The organism is Paenibacillus ottowii (genome assembly GCF_050516475.1).
In the GTDB taxonomy this organism is placed as follows: domain Bacteria; phylum Bacillota; class Bacilli; order Paenibacillales; family Paenibacillaceae; genus Paenibacillus; species Paenibacillus ottowii.
The window spans coordinates 3,970,347-3,989,195 of sequence record NZ_CP191577.1; the positions used below are offsets into that span (position 1 = coordinate 3,970,347).

16 protein-coding genes, 2 tRNA genes and 1 pseudogene are annotated in these 18,849 nt (G+C 46.1%); 3 read left to right on the forward strand and 16 right to left on the reverse strand.

Annotated elements, in window-relative coordinates:
• Nucleotides 1–16 precede the first annotated feature (16 nt).
• Complete coding sequence (locus ACQQ6X_RS18470) at nucleotides 17–892, forward strand: LysR family transcriptional regulator (protein ID WP_305166500.1); 876 nt, start codon at nucleotides 17–19, stop codon at nucleotides 890–892.
• Between the two features lie 170 nt (nucleotides 893–1,062).
• Here the strand turns inward: ACQQ6X_RS18470 and ACQQ6X_RS18475 are convergent, their stop codons facing one another.
• The 5 genes from ACQQ6X_RS18475 to ACQQ6X_RS18495 all read right to left on the reverse strand — a co-directional run bounded on the left by ACQQ6X_RS18475 (nucleotide 1,063) and on the right by ACQQ6X_RS18495 (nucleotide 8,298).
• Nucleotides 1,063–2,991 carry a PTS fructose transporter subunit IIABC gene (locus tag ACQQ6X_RS18475; RefSeq protein WP_305166501.1) on the reverse strand — a complete coding sequence of 643 codons (1,929 nt, stop codon included), beginning with the start codon at nucleotides 2,989–2,991 and terminating at the stop codon, nucleotides 1,063–1,065.
• A 66-nt stretch (nucleotides 2,992–3,057) separates the two neighbouring features.
• Nucleotides 3,058–3,969 carry a 1-phosphofructokinase gene (gene pfkB, locus ACQQ6X_RS18480; protein ID WP_305166502.1) on the reverse strand — a complete coding sequence of 304 codons (912 nt, stop codon included), beginning with the start codon at nucleotides 3,967–3,969 and terminating at the stop codon, nucleotides 3,058–3,060.
• A 2-nt stretch (nucleotides 3,970–3,971) separates the two neighbouring features.
• On the reverse strand, nucleotides 3,972–4,718 hold the full coding sequence (locus tag ACQQ6X_RS18485) for a DeoR/GlpR family DNA-binding transcription regulator (RefSeq protein WP_013370378.1): 747 nt from the start codon (nucleotides 4,716–4,718) through the stop codon (nucleotides 3,972–3,974).
• A 653-nt stretch (nucleotides 4,719–5,371) separates the two neighbouring features.
• Nucleotides 5,372–7,066, reverse strand: a complete 1,695-nt coding sequence (locus ACQQ6X_RS18490; RefSeq protein ID WP_305166503.1) for a methyl-accepting chemotaxis protein — start codon at nucleotides 7,064–7,066, stop codon at nucleotides 5,372–5,374.
• Between the two features lie 353 nt (nucleotides 7,067–7,419).
• Nucleotides 7,420–8,298 (reverse strand): radical SAM/SPASM domain-containing protein, encoded by an 879-nt coding sequence (locus ACQQ6X_RS18495; protein WP_305166505.1) that lies wholly within the window; start codon nucleotides 8,296–8,298, stop codon nucleotides 7,420–7,422.
• Nucleotides 8,299–8,470: 172 nt separating this feature from the next.
• On the opposite strand from ACQQ6X_RS18495, the pseudogene ACQQ6X_RS18500 reads away from it, so the two are divergent.
• Nucleotides 8,471–8,587, forward strand: a pseudogene (locus ACQQ6X_RS18500) (MerR family transcriptional regulator); the annotation flags it as partial.
• A 488-nt stretch (nucleotides 8,588–9,075) separates the two neighbouring features.
• On the opposite strand, the gene ACQQ6X_RS18505 reads toward ACQQ6X_RS18500, so the two are convergent.
• From ACQQ6X_RS18505 to nrdR, 3 genes are all read right to left on the reverse strand, one after another.
• Nucleotides 9,076–9,148, reverse strand: a tRNA-Lys gene (locus ACQQ6X_RS18505).
• Between the two features lie 11 nt (nucleotides 9,149–9,159).
• Nucleotides 9,160–9,235, reverse strand: a tRNA-Ala gene (locus ACQQ6X_RS18510).
• A 129-nt stretch (nucleotides 9,236–9,364) separates the two neighbouring features.
• Complete coding sequence (gene nrdR / locus ACQQ6X_RS18515; protein ID WP_013370366.1) at nucleotides 9,365–9,832, reverse strand: transcriptional regulator NrdR; 468 nt, start codon at nucleotides 9,830–9,832, stop codon at nucleotides 9,365–9,367.
• Nucleotides 9,833–9,937: 105 nt separating this feature from the next.
• On the opposite strand from nrdR, the gene ACQQ6X_RS18520 reads away from it, so the two are divergent.
• Nucleotides 9,938–10,162, forward strand: coding sequence for an alpha/beta-type small acid-soluble spore protein (locus tag ACQQ6X_RS18520; protein WP_013309613.1), 225 nt, complete (start codon nucleotides 9,938–9,940; stop codon nucleotides 10,160–10,162).
• 118 nt (nucleotides 10,163–10,280) lie between these two features.
• Here the strand turns inward: ACQQ6X_RS18520 and ACQQ6X_RS18525 are convergent, their stop codons facing one another.
• The 8 genes from ACQQ6X_RS18525 to ACQQ6X_RS18560 all read right to left on the reverse strand — a co-directional run bounded on the left by ACQQ6X_RS18525 (nucleotide 10,281) and on the right by ACQQ6X_RS18560 (nucleotide 18,797).
• On the reverse strand, nucleotides 10,281–10,844 hold the full coding sequence (locus tag ACQQ6X_RS18525) for a lytic transglycosylase domain-containing protein (protein ID WP_305166506.1): 564 nt from the start codon (nucleotides 10,842–10,844) through the stop codon (nucleotides 10,281–10,283).
• On the reverse strand, nucleotides 10,841–11,437 hold the full coding sequence (gene coaE / locus ACQQ6X_RS18530) for a dephospho-CoA kinase (RefSeq protein ID WP_305166507.1): 597 nt from the start codon (nucleotides 11,435–11,437) through the stop codon (nucleotides 10,841–10,843). The genes ACQQ6X_RS18525 and coaE overlap by 4 nt, the downstream gene beginning before the upstream one ends.
• A 10-nt stretch (nucleotides 11,438–11,447) precedes the next feature.
• Complete coding sequence (locus ACQQ6X_RS18535; protein WP_305166509.1) at nucleotides 11,448–12,245, reverse strand: MntP/YtaF family protein; 798 nt, start codon at nucleotides 12,243–12,245, stop codon at nucleotides 11,448–11,450.
• 111 nt (nucleotides 12,246–12,356) lie between these two features.
• Nucleotides 12,357–13,187, reverse strand: a complete 831-nt coding sequence (gene mutM / locus ACQQ6X_RS18540; RefSeq protein WP_305166510.1) for a DNA-formamidopyrimidine glycosylase — start codon at nucleotides 13,185–13,187, stop codon at nucleotides 12,357–12,359.
• 71 nt (nucleotides 13,188–13,258) lie between these two features.
• Nucleotides 13,259–15,913, reverse strand: a complete 2,655-nt coding sequence (gene polA, locus ACQQ6X_RS18545; RefSeq protein ID WP_305166511.1) for a DNA polymerase I — start codon at nucleotides 15,911–15,913, stop codon at nucleotides 13,259–13,261.
• 174 nt (nucleotides 15,914–16,087) lie between these two features.
• Entirely contained in the window at nucleotides 16,088–16,747 is a 660-nt protein-coding gene (gene phoU, locus ACQQ6X_RS18550; RefSeq protein WP_142612796.1) for a phosphate signaling complex protein PhoU, read from the reverse strand.
• A 39-nt stretch (nucleotides 16,748–16,786) separates the two neighbouring features.
• The gene (gene pstB / locus ACQQ6X_RS18555; RefSeq protein ID WP_149036041.1) at nucleotides 16,787–17,545 is read right to left on the reverse strand and encodes a phosphate ABC transporter ATP-binding protein PstB; all 759 of its coding nucleotides are present in this window, start codon (nucleotides 17,543–17,545) and stop codon (nucleotides 16,787–16,789) included.
• A gap of 127 nt (nucleotides 17,546–17,672) precedes the next feature.
• Nucleotides 17,673–18,797, reverse strand: a complete 1,125-nt coding sequence (locus ACQQ6X_RS18560) for a methyl-accepting chemotaxis protein (RefSeq protein ID WP_305166512.1) — start codon at nucleotides 18,795–18,797, stop codon at nucleotides 17,673–17,675.
• Between the last annotated feature and the right edge of the window lie 52 nt (nucleotides 18,798–18,849).

Consider the following 18,849-nt stretch of genomic DNA (forward strand, 5'->3'; position numbering starts at 1 on the left):
ATGGAGATGAGTTCGCATGGATCTGAAAGAGTTAACTACGTTTCGTACCATTATTGAAGAAGGAACCTTCTCGAAAGCTGCCACCAAATTAAACTACGCACAATCTACAGTCACGAACCAAATCCAAAGGCTAGAGAAAGAGCTGGGATTTCAGCTTTTTAAAAGAGGCTGGGATGCGGAATTAACCTCCTCAGGAAAAATATATGCCGAAGAGGTTGACGGACTTATTCAGCATTGGAATTTTGTAATGGACCAGGCGAAGTCGCTGAAAAAAGAGGAGATTGGTACGCTCCATATCGGCGTGATTGAAACTGTAGCTGCTGCCGTACTGCCTTTGATTCTACGTCAATTTCGGGAGCATAAACCGAATATTACGTGCCATTTTACAGTGGGAAACACGGATACGCTCTCAAAAGCTTTGGTCGACGGCACACTCGATTTTGCAATTTCCGGGGAACCTCACTCGGTACCATCCTTACATTTCGAACCTATATATCACGAACAGATTGGTTTTATCGTGTCCCGCAGTCATCCCTTCGCGGCAAAAAATGAGCTTCAGCTCGAAGATTTGTATGAGTACCCGCTTATCGTCGGAGGTAAAAACTGCTTGTACCATATACGGCTGGAGAAAGAGCTTTCCCGCTTCCGGTCGATGCCGTTTTTTTATGCCGTCAGTCAAATCTCGTCCATCCCCTCATTCGTAAATACGATCCCTTCGGTTGGAGTGGTTCTGTCGTCAATGCCTTTGCCGGAGGAACTGGTCACCATCCCCCTCCAGTTAACAGACCCGAATATCCCCATTGGACTGTTACAAAACAATCAGCAACCCCAATACCTGACTTCAGCCCGAAGGCTGTTTATGGAGTTAGTTAAGGAGCTTTGTAGGTTATAGCAATGCCATAACTACTAATAAACTTATATGGGCAGAGGCGTCGCCTTACCATAAAGAAAAAGCCGCTAAACACTCAGAAACCTGTGTTTAGCGGCTTTAGTATTTGAAAGGCCAAGGAGATGTGCTCCTCTTTTTATTTTTATACTCTGGTGATGCTATGGTGATGCTCGTTATTTCGCTTCGACTGGTTTTTTCCACAGTCCCAAAATGAGCGCAGAAATCACGGCGCCAATCGCCACTGCAAGCAAGAATAGCAAAGCGTGATTGGCTAGAGCTGCTACAAAAATCCCGCCATGTGGAGCTGGAAGATTGATTTTCCAGAATTGCGTCAGACCACCAGCTATCGCTGAACCCACAATACAAGAGGTCAGGACACGCAGAGGGTCAGCTGCCGCGAATGGAATGGCTCCTTCCGTAATGAAGGACAATCCGAGTACATAGTTTGTTAAGCCAGACTTGCGCTCTTGCTCGGTAAATTTATTTTTGAAGAACGTCGAAGCCAGTGCAATCGCCAGTGGAGGTACCATACCGCCAGCCATAACAGCTGCCATCATAGCCCCGTTTGTGTTACCGCTGGAAGTAAAGACACCGATCGAAAATGCGTAAGCTGCTTTGTTGAAAGGTCCACCCATGTCGATCGACATCATTCCGCCCAGAATCAGACCCAAAATAACCGCATTACCTGTTCCCAAATTGTTCAAAACATTGACAAGCCACGTATTAATACCACCGAAAATCGGATCAAACAGGTAGAACATAACGGCGCCTGAAATTAGGAGTCCAAATACAGGGTATAACAAGATTGGTTTTAAACCGTCCAGAGCTTTCGGCAGACCCGCCAAAGCTTTACGCAGGAAGATAACTACATAACCGGCCATGAAACCAGCTGCCAGACCGCCAAGGAAGCCTGCATTGGAGTTTACAGCCATCAGACCACCGACCATACCTGGCATCAGTGCCGGGCGGTCTCCAATGCTCATTGCGATAAATCCGGCCAGTATTGGAATCAGGAAGTGGAATGCACCTGTTCCTCCGCCAATCGTTTGCAGCAGTTGGAAGAATACATTATCTTCTCCTGCCACTTGTTCAATCAAGAAGGAAATCGCTAACAAAATCCCCCCACCGACAACGAATGGCAACATATGAGAAATCCCGTTCATTAAATCCTTATAAATTTTACTGCCCACGCTGGTCTTCTCGGCTTTCGAGTCTTCAGCGCTGCCTTTTCCTTCACTACGGTAAATAGGCGCATCACCGTTCAGCGCTTTGCGAATCAATTCTTCAGATTTACGGATACCGTCACTTACCGGTCTTTGCAATACAGGCTTACCGTCAAATCTGGCCATTTCAACCTTCTTGTCAGCTGCAACAATGACACCTTTGGCACGGCGAATTTCATCCGCTGTCAGCACGTTTTGTGCGCCTTCCGAGCCGTTTGTTTCTACCCGGATATTGACACCCATCTCTTTCGCTTTCTTAATGAGAGCGTCTTCAGCCATAAACGTGTGCGCAATTCCAGTAGGACAAGCGGTCACCGCAACCACAAACTCGTCAGAATCCGGGTTGCCAACGATTACCTCCGGTGTTTGCTGTGCTTTGGCTGCCTCTTTCTTGGCCTCTTTGGCTTTCTTGGCAGCTTCTTCTTCCGCCTGCTTGGTATCAAATAACTCTGTTACTTCATCTGGTGTTTGCGTGTTCATCAGTTTGTCGATGAAATCAGTATCAATGAGCAACCGCGAAAGAGCAGCTAGTGTGCGAAGATGCGTATTCGCTGCTCCCTCTGGAGCTGCAATCATAAAGAATACTTTCGCTGGCTCGCCGTCCAACGAATCGAATTCTACGCCTTTACTGCTTTTGGCAAATACAACGGTCGCTTCATTCACAGCTTTGGTCTTGGCATGCGGCATCGCAATACCGCCGCCGATTCCAGTGCTGGATTCGGCTTCGCGTTTGTAAATCATTTCTTTGAACAAGGCCCGGTCATTAATACGTCCGCTTGCTTCGAGACTGGCGATAAGTTCCTCAATCGCTCCGTCCTTTGTCGTCGCCTGCAGGTCCATGATCATCGTTTCTTTAATCATCAGGTCTGTTATTCTCATTGTTCACACTCTCCTAAGTTCGATCAGCGTGTAGACACACGCATAATAAGCTCATGATGTACCGGATTACCGTTTTGAAATCGTAACTTGCGGCCGTAATTGTTCAATTTTCTCTCTCGTAGCCAGATCGTCAGAGAACGCAGTTGCGCTTCCGGATGCCACTCCTGCACGGAAGGCCTCGATCGGATCGCCATGAAGAGCCAGCGTTCCTACAAACCCAGCAATCATAGAGTCACCTGCGCCTACAGAATTTTTCACCGATCCTGCTGGTACATTTGCGTGATACACTTCATCAGCCGTAATGAACAGAGCTCCTTCTCCTGCCATGGAAATGAGTACATTTTTTGCACCTGCTTCCAGCAGTTTACGACCGTAAGTGACGATCTCCTCCTCTGAATGAATAGTTACGCCAAACAACTCAGCCAGCTCATGATGATTGGGCTTAATGAGCAGCGGCTTATGAACCAAAGCCTTCATCAGCGCTTCACCTGTAGTGTCGATGACGAATTCAGCCCCGGTGTCCTGACACACGCGAATCAATCGTTCGTAGAAGTCTCCTCCAAGGGATGGCGGGATACTTCCCGACAGGACGACAATGTCATTCTTTTGGAGACCCGCCAGCTTGTGCACCAATGCATCAGCCTCTTGCTCACGAATCGCAGGTCCCAAACCGTTAATTTCTGTTTCATCACCATGCTTGAGCTTAATGTTGATCCGTGTATCATCTTCGATCATTACAAAATCGGTTTTAATGGATTCTTCCCGCAATGTATCGTCGATAAACCTGCCTGTGAAGCCTCCGAGAAAACCAATCGCCGTGCTGTCTGCTCCCAGTTGGTTCAATATACGTGATACGTTAATTCCCTTGCCCCCTGGCAGTTTTAGATCACGTTTCATCCGGTTCAAATCACCGAGCTTCAAATCGTCAACTTCCACGATATAATCAATGGAAGGGTTCAGTGTTACTGTATATATCATTGTTATCCCTCGATTATCTTAGTTTTCTGAGCTATGGATCGGCGTGAGCGTTCTGGCACCGATTCAGTAATAAGGATAGCTTCCTTGAGATCGAATAGTTTGGCGAACGTGACTTCTCCAATTTTGCTGGAATCGGCCAACACATATGTTTTGCCGGACAGCTGATGGGCACGCCGCTTGATCAGCGCCTCCTCTGGATCAGGAGTCGTATACCCCATCTCCACATCTACCCCGTTCGTTCCCAGAAAGCACTTGTCGAATCGAAAATTGTCCAGATTCTGTAGGGCAATACTCCCGATTACGGCTTTGGTATGAATTTTCATCATCCCTCCCAGTAGATAGCTTCTAATTCGTTTGCTTACCAGTGCTTCTACGTGGGAGAGACCGTTTGTCACGACCGTCACGTCTTTAGCCTCAATGTAAGGAATCATCGCCATCGTTGTTGTTCCCGCATCCAGATAGATACATTCACCATCTAAAATTTCTTTAGCTGCCATACGGGCGACTGCGTTTTTTTGTTGAACGTTTTTGAACGTTTTTTCTTCCATGCCGGGTTCCTGACTTTTCTGATTCAGCAAGGTTGCCCCTCCATGAATCCGCTTTAACAACTGACGGCCTTCAAGATCTATCAAATCACGCCGAATCGTTGACTCAGAAGCTCCCAAGAGATCAGCCAATTCCTGCAACTTTACAACACCACGCTCTTGTAAGCGCTGTATTATTAACTTGTATCTTTCTTCCGTCAGCATCTTCATTCCCCCAACTGTTCTTATCGTACCACAAACCTAGTAAAAAACAATCATTTTTCTTCAAAAAGATTCAAAAAAATTCATTCCGACTTCATTTTTTTACAAAATGGTGAATTCCTGCTCTAATCAGCATGATTGCGTTTACATTTTAAAGAAATTTCATCTGCTTTTATGTAAATTCATTCTTCTTACATGGAAATTCAGCAGTAAACGTTCAAAAACATTCTGACACTTCAATCTGCACTATTTTACCATTCTATGTGCCATTCGTCCCAGCCTTATTTAATCAAAAAAGAGCTAATCACCGGGACTTCATCCTCAGTGTTTAGCTCTTTGTGACACCTTAACGCCACTAACGCTCAATTCTTAACGATTTCAATAACAAAACCATCGTATCCTTTGCTCCCCACGATCTGAATTGCTGTAGCTGTGATGCTTTATAGCGGCTATTGGATATCGAAGTAGATTCGGCAATCTGTGGAGGGCTGCCTGAACAGTATCCCGATACGATTCAGACGACTACCATAAGTGACTGAGGAAAAATATCATAAATCTCCTAATAAATAAACCGCTAAAAACAGGGCTTGCCCTTGTCTTTAGCGGTTTTTTGCTATGAACCCATTGATTCGTAGAGTTTATTGTAGAACAAACATTTAAATCTTGAAGTTCTCTACAAGCACCTGAAGCTTCTCGGCCAGTGATGAGAGGAGCTCTGCTGAGGATTCCACTTCTTGCATAGCAGCAAGCTGTTGTGCTGAAGAAGCAGTTAGGGATTTCGCCCCTTCAGCTGTATGATTAGAGACGAGTACGGTATTCTGAATAGCTTCAACGAGCCCTCCAGAGATCAGGGCCAACTCCCGTACTGTAGCTGATATTTGCTCGTTTTGGAAAGACATATCAGAGACGGAAGCTTCGATCTCGGAGAAGGACCGCCCAGCAGATATGATCAACTTTTTCCCTTGCAGCATTTCGTCCGTGGAACGCTTCATAGTTTGTCCCGCCTTGCCCATTTGAGCAATAATTAGACTGATCAGCTCACTGATTTGTGTGGCGGATGTGGCAGAACGTTCGGCCAATTTGCGGACAGCGTTGGCGACGACAACAAATCCTCTGCCTTCCTTTCCGGCACGGGCAGCTTCTATCGCTGCATTTAGAGACAGCAGATTAGTCTCCTCGGCAATACTAGCGATGGTGCCGACAATATTCTCAATCTCCTTGGAATGGCTGCCAAGCGTATTAATAACGCTTGAGAGATCGCCGATACTTTCACTCACAACCGCCATTTGGGAGGTGGTAGAATCCATCGATTCCCGGCCAAGACGTGCTTTCTGGACATTATCCACTGCCTTGTTCCTTGCGATGTCTGCATTACCCGCAATATCGCTGATGAAGCGTGATATATCCTGAACCGCTTTGTAGCTTCCCTCTAGATTCTGTAGTTGGGTATGTGCCCCATCTGCCAGCTCAATTGTTACATTCACACTATGTGCCCCAGCACGGTTCGTTGCCTGTGCACTGGCTGACAGCTCCTGAGAGGAAGAAGCGACCAGTATAGAGGTGTCATTGACCTGAGTGATCAGGCTGCGTAAGTTCATTGTCATGTCGTTGAAGTCGCGGGCCAAAGTCCCGATTTCATCCTTGCTTTTGAAGAGAAGGGGTTCATGGGTCAGATCGCCATTGGCAATGGTATTGACCGAGGCTGACAGCTTGGTAAGCGGACTTACCATATGGCGAATCAACAGGTAAACAATAAGAATAGCTACCATGAAAATAGATCCGCCAATTATAAAGGGTCGAACAATAATATCCTGCGTTCGTTCCTGAATTAGTGAGCCGTCAAAATTGATAGCCATCAGAGCTACAATGGGCTTGGTGGGATCATGATCCTGGTAAATGGGGCCATAGCCAGTTTTGAGTGTGGTTCCTTCATATGTATAAACCTTGGAATATGCTGAATGCTTCATCGTAGTGATCATCTCTTTGTCTTCGTCCGTAAAATAGAAGGAATCGCCAGCTTTATAGCCTCTTTGCTTGAGGTTAGCGTCGGCAGCAAGAATTTTCCCATCTAAAGAGATAATGAAAGCTTCTTTAAAAATAGGTTTATGTGCTACGATCCAGCCGATCCGGTCTTCAATGGCAGTAAGTTTGCTGTTATCTCCACTGACCAGAGCCGATATATCTGCAGGGTCTATAAGACCTGTCGTAATATTGGCGCAGCCCACCAGCTCGATCCCTGCTGCTTCATCCACTTGATGATAAGCGGTACGATATCCAAAGTATCCAATGGAAGAGCCTACGAGGAAGAACATGATAAGCATCATCCAAGTTAGTTTTGTTGCCAGCTTCATTATTTGAACCACCAGTCCTGACTCTAGTAAATTTTTGTAACAATCCATTTTCACTGCTACGATTATAGCCTATCGACACTTACATATAATATGGCATTCCAGTGTCGAAATATGTCGTTTTATGTGAGAATTGTCGCTGTTTTTTGTAAAAAGGCCATGCTCCAGCGCAGTTGCTCATGACAACATGACAACTACTAATAAGCGACTGATGTAAAGGCCTACTATAGCTTCCTCCTGATCTTCAAATCCACCGATTATGTCCGTATCCAAACATAAGAAAAAGCCCTATAAAAGAGCTAGGGCTTTTTCTCTTAAAATCTATTCTGTTGTCGCTTGAAGTCCCACCTCTATGATTAGGTTCCAAACCGTTTGCGATACCCGCATTTTCGACACAACTCTTCCACTGCTTCTCTTTTGGAGAATCCAAAGTACAAACGATTTGCACGCTCACCTTCCACGATCTCGGAAAATGATTGCTCATGTACATTACCTAAATTAATGACGCCTTCTCCATCCAGACAGCAAGGGACCACTGTTCCGTCCACCAATACCGCCGCCTGACTGCGAAGCGCATGGCAAAAACCTTTTCCGTCATCTTCCGGAGCACTCAGACTAGGCCATTCAAATTCGTAATCCTGATTCAAATATACATTGGGAGCAATTTTAACTCCACTGCCCGGAATTACTTTTTCTTCAATCCGATAGTCCAGTCCAAACTCTTGCTCCAATTGTTCCAGTGTCTCCCGGTTGCGCTGACGCTGCACATTAGTCAAATTATCTTGAGTCAGGTTCCAGAGACGGAATGAAATAATGACATTGTGCTTCACAGCTTCTCTGACAAACGTGAAAATATGACCCAAATAACCTTCTCGATCCACAGAACCTTCATGTCCATCAAAACTATGAAGAGAAAAATTCATCTGCCGTAACGCCGGCTGGTCAAGCAGCTTATGCCCAGTTTTCGGCAGCAAGGTACCGTTAGTGGTAATGTTGACCTTTAAACCTTTCTCATGCGCACTCTCCAGCAAAAGGTCAATTTTGGGATGGAGCAAAGGCTCACCTTTGACATGCAGATAAATGTAACCCGTATGCGGCTTGACCTGATCAAGCACATTCCGAAAGACTTCCGGATCAATAAATTTTTTGACACGTTGTGTCTGAGGGCAAAAACTGCAGGCGAGATTGCAAATGCTTGTGATCTCAATGTATACCTTCTTAAATGTTTTCAACATGATTTCCCCATTCTAACTTCATCCTGAACATTTGGTTTATGCTCACTAATCTAATGATTATAACGGGTTATGAACGAGAGGTAAACTCTGCGGATATTTTCTATTGACCTTAGGTCTGACCTAAGGTTTATAGTGAAGTTCCAATTTTAATTATTAGTAAGGAGACCTGTTATTGAAAAAACACATTACGATCAGCCAGCTTGCTGAGCTCATGAATGTATCTGTACATCAGCTGCGATATTTTGAAGAAAAAGGTATCCTGTATCCGTTATACGCAGATGAAAATCAGGCTTCCTATGAAGAATACCTAAGCATAGCCGATCCTGACGATATCATTCCCAAAGAAAGATGGAGCTTTATAGGCATAAATTTCCGTTCTGATTCTACTGAAGAATTAAGCTACTTTAATTCACCTGTACTTTTAGTTTTAGCGGAAAAAGATATTAACGTAGATGTAAAAGACACCGAGCAAGTATATCGCAAAAAGATCCCTTCAGAGCTGCTGTCTGTCATTCATATCCCGAAAGCTGACCATTCTATGATGAATGAGCAAATCGCGCATTCCAAGTCCCTAACCTTCTTAACCGCCGTATTGGTCCCCAGGCAATTGGTAAATAGTGATTATCTACAAATTCTCGGCGATTTTGTTAGTCAGCGTTAAATGATGATATTCTTTTTTTCCATAAACGCTCATTCCACCCATATCTGTCCTTGGTTAGACCAAAAATAGATATATAAACAACAAAAAACGGCATCTCTGCCGTTTTTTCTAAAGGATGGACTCTCAGGGACTCGAACCCTGGACCAATTGATTAAGAGTCAACTGCTCTACCAACTGAGCTAAGAGTCCATAATAAAATTTGGTGGAGCCTAGGGGGATCGAACCCCTGACCTCATCGCTGCCAGCGATGCGCTCTCCCAGCTGAGCTAAGGCCCCGTCACAAGCAATTTATTTAACGTTTCAAGCGACTTCTATATCATATAAAATATTTGACCCTGTGTCAATAGTTTTATAAAAAAATTATAAAATTTTTCTCACCACGGCCCTAAAAGATACAGTCAGCGATCAGTCGCTGTCTGTATCTTTGGATAACAGTGTTTTCAGCTCCTTCATAAACATATTGATGTCTTTGAATTGCCGATAGACGGACGCAAAGCGAACGTAGGCGACTTCATCCACAGGATAGAGTTGTTCCATGACCAGCTCACCAATCTGCTGGCTATCCACCTCTGTGGCCGCTGTGTTGCGGATGGCGTTTTCCACCTGGGATACGATCAGATCGAGCTGCTCAACAGACACTGGGCGCTTCTCACAGGCTCGAATGAGTCCACGCAGCATTTTATCACGGCTAAACTCTTCACGGCTGCCATCTTTTTTGATGACCATTAGGGGAGTCTCTTCCACCATCTCGAAGGTGGTAAAGCGCCTGGCACACTGTTCGCATTCACGACGGCGGCGGATGGACTTATTATCATTTGCTGGACGCGAATCCAACACTTTCGTGCCATTGTAAGCACAATACGGGCATTTCATAATCTCATCACTTCCTTTTTCCAATAAATTCCCGAAGCTTTTAAGTAATAATTTTGTCGAAACGGATCATAATATGTTTACCACGTCGCGAGGAGGTGAACAACAATGGCACAAGGAAACAATGGCAACTCCAACAACCTGGTAGTCAGCAGATCCTCCGGTGCTCTGGAGCAAATGAAATATGAAATCGCTCAAGAGCTGGGTATCAGCATTCCTCAAGATGGATACCAAGGTAACATGACTTCCTATGAGAACGGTTCGATCGGGGGCTACATCACCAAACGCCTCGTAACGATCGCCGAACAACAATTGGCAGGTCAATATCAATAATCTCGGTAATAATCAGAAGTAATACGAAAAAGTGTAGGGATAGGCTGCTAAAAACAGCCTGTCCTGCGCTTTTTTTCATTTTAAAGCGAAAAGGCTCATATTGTCATTAACTTGTCACCTAAAACTGGCCATAAATTTTGGTATATTGCCTGTAGTAATAGATGACTCGCTGTACATAATGCCGCGTCTCACCAAAAGGGATTTGCTTGATGGACTCTTCTTTGCCATCCCACACCCCCTGATCCAGCCATTCCTGAACTTTACCTGGCCCGGCATTATAAGCAGCTATGATGGCCACAGGATTATCCTGAAACTTCATAGACAGGCTATGCAGATACCAGGTTCCCAGCTCAATGTTGGTGCCAGGCTCGTGCTTGACACTTTCCAGCGGCACCTTTTGAATCTGGGCACTGTCCATAATCCAATTTGCGGTATTTGGCATAATCTGCATAAGCCCGAGCGCACCCTTGTGTGACTGTTTACTGGTTTTAAAGTTTGTTTCTACGCGGATAATAGACGCCACCAAAAACGGGTCCACTTCATATGTCTGAGAATACTGCCGAATCTCATCCTTATATTGAATCGGGTAAAACCATGACATCCAATTGGAGTTGAGGAACAGAATCAGGACAAATCCGACAAACAAAGTCAGCAGGACTCTTTTCTTACGTAAAATGTTCATGCAAGTCCCTTTCGTTGCCAAAACTGATCAATTTGCCGCTTTGTCTCAGCCTGTGTTCCGCTATTATCAATAACAATATCAGCCAATTTTTTTTTCTGCTCGATATCCATTTGTGCCGACAAGCGAAGTTCGGCTTGCTCTTCTGTTAGACCGTCTCTGAGCATCAGGCGCCGGAGCTGAACATCACGCGGTACATATACAACCATAATTTCCTCGTACAAGTTCTCCAGCCCAGATTCATACATTAACGGGATATCGGCCAAAACAAGCTTGTGCGGCTGCTCCCGTTCATAAGCTTCCATGCGCAGACGCATTTCCTCACGAATCGCAGGATGTGTAATATCGTTAAGTGCCTGTCGCTGTCCAGGGTCTCCGAATACAATCTCTCCCAGTTTTTTACGGTGCAGGGTTCCGTCATTATTCACTATTGCTTGTCCAAAATGCTGTATGACCGCCGCTAGCACCGGATGCCCCGGAAGCATGACTTCCCGGGCAATGGCATCTGCGTCGATCAGCAGCGCACCCTTGGCGACCAAAAGAGCCGATACGGTGCTTTTTCCGGTAGCGATCCCTCCGGTTAATCCGATATTCATGCTTTTCACCTCATAACAGCTTCAATATGCCCATCATAATTAATAATAATGCCGGCAATACACCGAGCGCCTTCATAAATCGAAATGCTGACAGGAAAAACCCTGCCTTCATACCAGCAATCAAAAATACACCACTGAACAACGTAATTGCCAGCGCAGTATATAGAGGGTGAAAACCAAGCATGGCTGCACCTAGTCCCGCTCCGAACGCATCGACCGATAATGCAATGCCTAGCCAAACCGCTTCAGTTGCAGATATACTGCCGGAACGGTCCATATCCGCAGCAGACGGGCTTCGAAGAATCCGAATCACAAGCCCCCATTTGCGGAACTCCAGCGAAAATAACGTTTGCTCCTCCTGCTGTAGCTCTAGAGAAGTTTCTGTCGATAGGCCTTTTCCAGAGCTGAATATAGTCTCTGTATCGGCATCCTCAGCACTTTTTTTCCCCGCAAGAGCAGATATATTCCCTGGATCAGCCTGTTCCGTAAGGCGCAGATTCCCAGGGAGTTCCGCTGCTTCCTCCGTCAAATCTTCCTTGCGGTACAGAGCCTGAATTAAAGAGTAGCAGCCGATGCAGATCAGAATAACAGCACCGAAAACAGTCGTATATACAGGAGACAGGACACGGGATAGTAATTCGCCGAGCTGCATGGATATGCCGATCACCAAACCTGAACATACGGAGATGATCGCAATCGACAACAATGGAATTTTCATTTTGCGCAGACCATATGTAACACCGACTCCGAAACTGTCCAAACTTAGCGCAAATGCCAATAACAGCAGGGCTCCCCAATGATTAGCCACTCCAATTCCCTCCCAATGCGAAGGCTGAGCCTTACAGCAACCGACTCTCATCGCAGTATTGGTACTTGGTACAATATATGAGAGGGATGGGCTTGGGGTGACTATGCCTATTTAGCGCAAAGGCTGGCAGATCGGGCAATGATGTGTGCCACGTCCGGCTACGACGGATTTTTCGATCAATGTACCACAGTTAATACAAGGCTTCGCGTTACGTCCATAGATTTGCAATTGGTGCTGGAAGTCGCCTGTTTTACCTTGTCCATTAACGAATGATTTGATAGACGAGCCGCCAACCTGAATCGACGCGCCCAGCGTGGAGACAATAGCTTCATGCAGTACATTAAATTGACTATCCGTTAGGCTTTTGGCTGGCTGTGCAGGATGAATTCCTGCCTTAAATAACGATTCATCTACATAAATATTCCCGATGCCTACCACATATGACTGGTTTAACAGCGCTGCCTTGATCGAAGTCGAACGAGTGCCAACAGCAGCACGCAACATTTCAGGTGTAAAGGCCTCGTCCATGGGTTCCAAACCGAGCTTGTTCAGTGGCTTTTCCAGCAAATCCTGGCCTGCCGGAAATAAGTGCATCGTGCCAAACTGGCGTACATCTTGATAGCGCAGTTCTGTACCATCTTTAAAATGAAAGATGACATGGGTATGCTTTTCCACAGGATCATCTTGTGAATACAATCCATAGCGTCCTTCCATCCGGAGATGGGAGACAAGCACCAGCCCGTCCAGCAAAATCCGCAGAAACTTACCGCGTCTTTCCACCCCCGTAATCCGGTGGCCAGCCAATTCCATTGCAAAAGCGTTGATATCATCAGGACGTTGGATAATACGCGGCAAATTTACGGTTACATGATCTATATGTTTATCTACGATAAGCTCGTTTAGTGTTCGTTTAATAGTTTCTACTTCCGGTAATTCCGGCATGATGTCTTCACCTCACCCTATATTATAACGGAAGCAACGTCAAATTGGGACTATCTGCTTATTGAAATATCTTACTTGGCCTCATACCAATTGCTGCCATAGCTTACCTCCGCTTTAAGCGGTACAGCCAGCTTTAATGCAGCCTCCATGGTAGCCGGGACAAGTTCTTTCATGATTTCCATTTCCTCTGGCGGAACCTCGAATACAAGCTCATCATGCACTTGCAGCAGCATACGGCTGCGAAGATTGCGTTCACGCAGCGCTGCATCCATCTGAACCATTGCCAGCTTGATAATATCGGCTGCGGTTCCTTGAATCGGCGTATTCATCGCTGTACGCTCGGCGAACGAGCGCTGGTTGAAATTGCTAGCGTTAATCTCTGGCAAATATCGTCTGCGTTCCAGCAGCGTTTTTACGTATCCATCTCTTTTCGCATCCTTCACAATATCATCCATGTAACGACGCACACCTTGGAACACGTCGAAGTACTGATCGATAAAGCGAGCTGCTTCCTTCCGCGTAATATTCAAATTTTGCGATAGACCATAGTCGCTAATCCCGTAAACAATCCCAAAGTTGACCGCCTTGGCAGAGCGTCGCATATTGGAGTCTACCTCTTCAGCCGGTACACCAAACACATCGGATGCGGTCTTGGTATGGATGTCCATGTCATGGACAAAAGCCTCTTTCAAACGCTCATCATCCGAAATATCAGCCAGCACACGCAGCTCGATTTGTGAATAGTCTGCCGCCAAAATCGACCAGCCTGGTTCCGATGGCACAAATACTTTACGGATTTTGCGTCCTTCTTCAAGGCGAATCGGGATATTCTGCAAATTTGGAAATTGGCTGCTCAAGCGTCCAGTGGCCGCAACCGTCTGCCGGAAATACGTATGCACCTTGCCTGTCTTCTCCGAGATTTCTTTAAGCAATCCTTCGACATACGTCGATTGGAGTTTGGCAATGGTGCGGTACTGCAAAATGTTCTGCACAATATCATGATATGGAGCAAGCTTTTCCAGCACCTCTGCATCAGTCGAGTAACCGGTTTTTGTCTTTTTAATAACAGGCAAACCCAGTTTATCGAACAAAATCTCACCCAACTGCTTAGGCGAATTAAGATTGAACTCTACCCCTGCAATACTGTAAATCTCACCCACCAACGTTGCAATCTGGGCTTCGAATTCTTTGCCCAAAGCGCGCAGTTCCTCTACATTCACCAAAATACCCTGCTTTTCCATATCCGCCAGAATGCGGGATAAAGGCATCTCCAGCTCATGGAACAGCTTGTGCATTTCTGTCTTTTCCAGCTCCGCCTGCTGCACAGGTACCAATGCTTCGATCACCGCTGCCTTACGCGCTACATGATCGGATAGTACATCCACATCAGGAACTTTATATTTAGCTCCTTTGCCGAACACTTCGTCGTCTGGACGAATTGAAGACAAGCCATACTTGGCTGCCAGCCCACTTAACGTCTGATTCGCATCTGTCGGGTCGAGTAAGTATCCAGCCAACTGTACATCAAATTCAGCGCCGGCAAACTCAATTCCATGCCAGTGTAAAGCCAAGTCCGTACGATGCAGATCATGACCGCGTTTTTTGCGTTCAGGGTCGGCAAGCCATGCGCGAATCGGGGTAGCTGCATCGCTTTGTAGAACATCCAGTGTCATAAAAAACTGTCGTCCCGTTGCAGCAAATACTAGGCCTACAATTTCAGCATGATGCGGGTTATCACCATGCGTCTCCACATGCAGCACATCTACGTTATTCAGCACTTCTACCAATTCGTTAATCCGCTCTTCATCCAGCACAGTCACGTCTGCTGCAGCTTCCTCTACGCCGGCTCCAGCACTGCCGACTTCGCCCGATAAGGATAAACGATCCAGCAGGGACTTGAACTCCAGCTTCGCCAGAGCAGGTCCCGCCGTCTCTGCCTGCAGTCCGCCGAAGACCACATCTTCCAGCTGCTTGTCCAACGTTACATCCCGATAAATTGTCGCCAATTCCTTGCTCATTCGCGCATCGTCAGCATGTGTCTCCACGCGTTCTTTCATTTTACCCTTCAGCTCATCCGTGTGCGCCAGCACCTCTTCGACTGAACCATATTGATGCAGCAGCTTGAGCGCCGTTTTCTCACCCACGCCCGGAATGCCGGGAATGTTATCCGACGTATCGCCCATCAGACCCTTAAGGTCGATGATTTGCAGCGGCTTCAACCCGTAACGTTCCTGAATTTGCTCAGGTCCATACGTTTCCACCTCGGTAACTCCTTTGCGGGTCAAGCCGACCGTGACATGGTCTGAAGCCAATTGCAGCATATCCTTGTCGCCGGTCACAACCAGCACATTGAAACCCGCTTCGTCCGCTGTTTTGGACAGGGTGCCTATAATATCGTCTGCCTCATAGCCATCCAGTTCAAATTGGGCAATACCAAAGGCGGTCAATAGCTCTTTCAGCAGTGGAAATTGCTGGGACAGCTCCGGCGGTGTTTTCTCCCGTCCACCTTTGTAATCCTCGTATCCTTTATGGCGAAACGTAATTTTACCAGCATCAAAGGCAACCAAAATATGAGTTGGTTTGTGCTCCTCCAATAGCCGTAATAACATCGTCGTAAATCCATACACCGCGTTCGTCTGTTGTCCGCTTGAATTCGTCAACGGCGGCATAGCAAAAAACGCCCGGTATATAATACTGTTACCATCTATAAGCATGAGTTTATCCATTTCGCACCTCGCAAGTTCATCAATGCATTCGTAACGTTCTTACGTTTTACGCATTCCTCTTCCTATCTTAACATACAAGACTCTTTTTCAGAAAAAAACGGCTGTTTCCTGGCCCAATTTGCCTTTGCTCAAAGACAAGTCTGGGTTGGAAACAACCGCTATATACCCATAGCTCTACTGGTTTAAATCTGGTCTCTCTCCGGTCACGAGATATACAGTGCTTTCACCGATATTCGTAGCATGGTCGCCAATACGTTCAATGTATCGTCCTACAAGCAATTGCAGCATGGCCTGTGAAGCCTCTGCTGGCTTTTCTACCATAAAAGCGTATAGATCACTGATCATATGGCTATACATGGAATCCACCCGATCATCCTCTTTGGCCATTTTGTAAGCCAGATCCGTATTTTCATCCAAATAGGATTTGATCGCATCGTCAATCATTTCTTTAACAATGGAAGCCATGTGTGGAATATCGACCAACGGCTTGATCATCTGCTGTCCTTCCAGGCGAAGTGTGACCTTGGCAATATCGAGTGCCAGATCGCCCATACGTTCCAAATCACTGGAAATTTTAAATGCAACAATGATCCGGCGTAAATCCTTCGCTACTGGCTGCTGGGTAATAATGAGCTTGGAGCCCATATCCAGAATATTTTCTTCCATTGTATTAAGGGATGCATCATTTTTGACCACCTGCTGGGCCATTTCTGTATTTTTGGTCTGCAAGCATTCAATAGCCTGATCGAGCGCCTTCGAAACGTGTGCACCCATTTCGCGCAGTACGGCTCTCAGTTCTTCTAATCCTTCATCAAAACCTTTTCTACGAATCATTTCGAAGTCACCCCTTCTCCTATAATCATCAGGTTGGCTTTAGCCAAAACGGCCGGAAATATAATCTTCCGTTCGTGAGTCTTGTGGCGTGGAAAACATCGTCTCTGTATCCGCCGCTTCCACTACAACCCCATTCAAAAAGAACGCAGTTCGACCGGACACACGCGCTGCCTGATGCATGTTATGCGTCACCATAACGATGGTATACGTGTCTCTTAATTCTTGAACCAGTTCTTCAATTTTCATTGTTGAGATCGGGTCCAGCGCAGATGTCGCCTCGTCCATAAGTAAAATGTCAGGCTGTACAGCAAGCGCCCGGGCAATGCATAGTCGTTGTTGTTGTCCGCCGGACAAGCTCAAAGCAGAACGCTTTAGGAAATTTTTAACCTCTTCCCACAGTGCTGCCTGCCGCAGACTTTGCTCCACCAGCTCATCTAACTTGTCCTTTTGCCGAATTCCATGCAGACGCGGGCCGTAGGCCACGTTATCATAAATGGATTTGGGAAACGGGTTAGGCTGTTGAAAGACCATGCCCACCTGTTTACGCAGCATCTCTACTTCCATGGTATCGCCATATATATCCTGACCTGCGATGCTCACAGTGCCTTCAATACGCGTTCCCGGTATCATGTCATTCATCCGGTTCAGCGTACGCAGCAAAGTTGATTTGCCGCAACCGGAGGGGCCGATGAAGGCTGTTACTGTTTTTTCAGGAATATCCAGGTTTATCTGTTTCAGCGCGTGGAATTTTTCATAATACAAATTCAGCTTATCAATCCGGATTACGGAATCATTCATGGATTTATGATCTCCTTCGTGTTGCAGTTATGGTCCTCAAGCATTGCACCTGATTTGCACAATATGAAGATTATATAAGCTGTGTGTAAATTCAGTGTGGTGGATTTGTTAACGGTATGTAAAATGATCAGGAACTCAGCATGAGTTCAAGCTCCTGTGCAATTCCGGCTGCATTCAAGGCCGCTTCTGCTGCGGAACGGGACATTTCGTTGTTTTTAGCCTCTATTTCGCCAACTGCCTGTAATAACTTGGAAAATGTTTGAGTTCCGTCAGATATATATTTAGAGCCTGTGTGAATCTGCTGCAAACTCGTATCCGTCAGTTCAGCGGTGTCACGCAGCATTTGCTCGATATGAGTGAGTAAGCCTGTAATCTGTACAGAAAAAGCTTTCGTCTGGAGTGACATATTCCGAACTTCTTGAGATACAATCTGAAAGCCACGCCCGTGTTCGCCAGCATGGGCCGCTTCAATGGAGGCGTTAATCGCCAGTAGTCCACTGTGATCCGCCAGTGCGCGAATGGATGAAGCCATCCCCGCTATATCATTCAGCGATTGGGTTAGCGCCGTCATCTGCTCATGCTGGCGCTTCATTTGCTCCGTCACAGCATGATAAGAAAGCAGAACATTCTCCAGCTCCCCTTTACCACGGCGGGATAATTCACTCATTGAGCGGGTTAGCTGCATACTGTCATCGGCTTCTTTAGCTGCATCCAGAACAGTCGTCCGAATACGCTGGACTCCGTCATAGCTATGCCGAATCACATCGCTTCGGTCTTCGTCTGCTTCTCTTTGCATTCGCTGAACGACAGACAGGACATCCCGGATGGTGAGTACACCGAGTAATCTTGTCCCTTCCTTGATCAATAAACAATCATAAAAACGCTGATCTTCACGCATCATCGCCTGTTCCACAATTTCCGCCGCCGGACTTTTCAGATCCACAATTAATGTATTGGGATCGGCAAATAGGGAAGCCGACTTGTCATAAAACAACGCCGCCGCAAACCTGCCTGTAAAATGACGGTTATATGCATCTCTCATGATAATGCCCAAAGGAAAATCATTTTTATCCACGACAATGACACAGGGGATATCTTCCTGTGCTTTCATGAGCGCTAGCAGCTCTTTGCAAGACATATCCGTGCCAATGATCGGAACCTCCCGATATGGCACATAGGTGGTAATCGGTTTGAACGTTTCACGTTCAATCACGGCAGTGGAACTCATCTGGGTCTTTGGTTCCGTTATCATCGTTCTGAAGTCCCCTTTTTTTAACTACTTGAAGTGACGGGAACATCATATC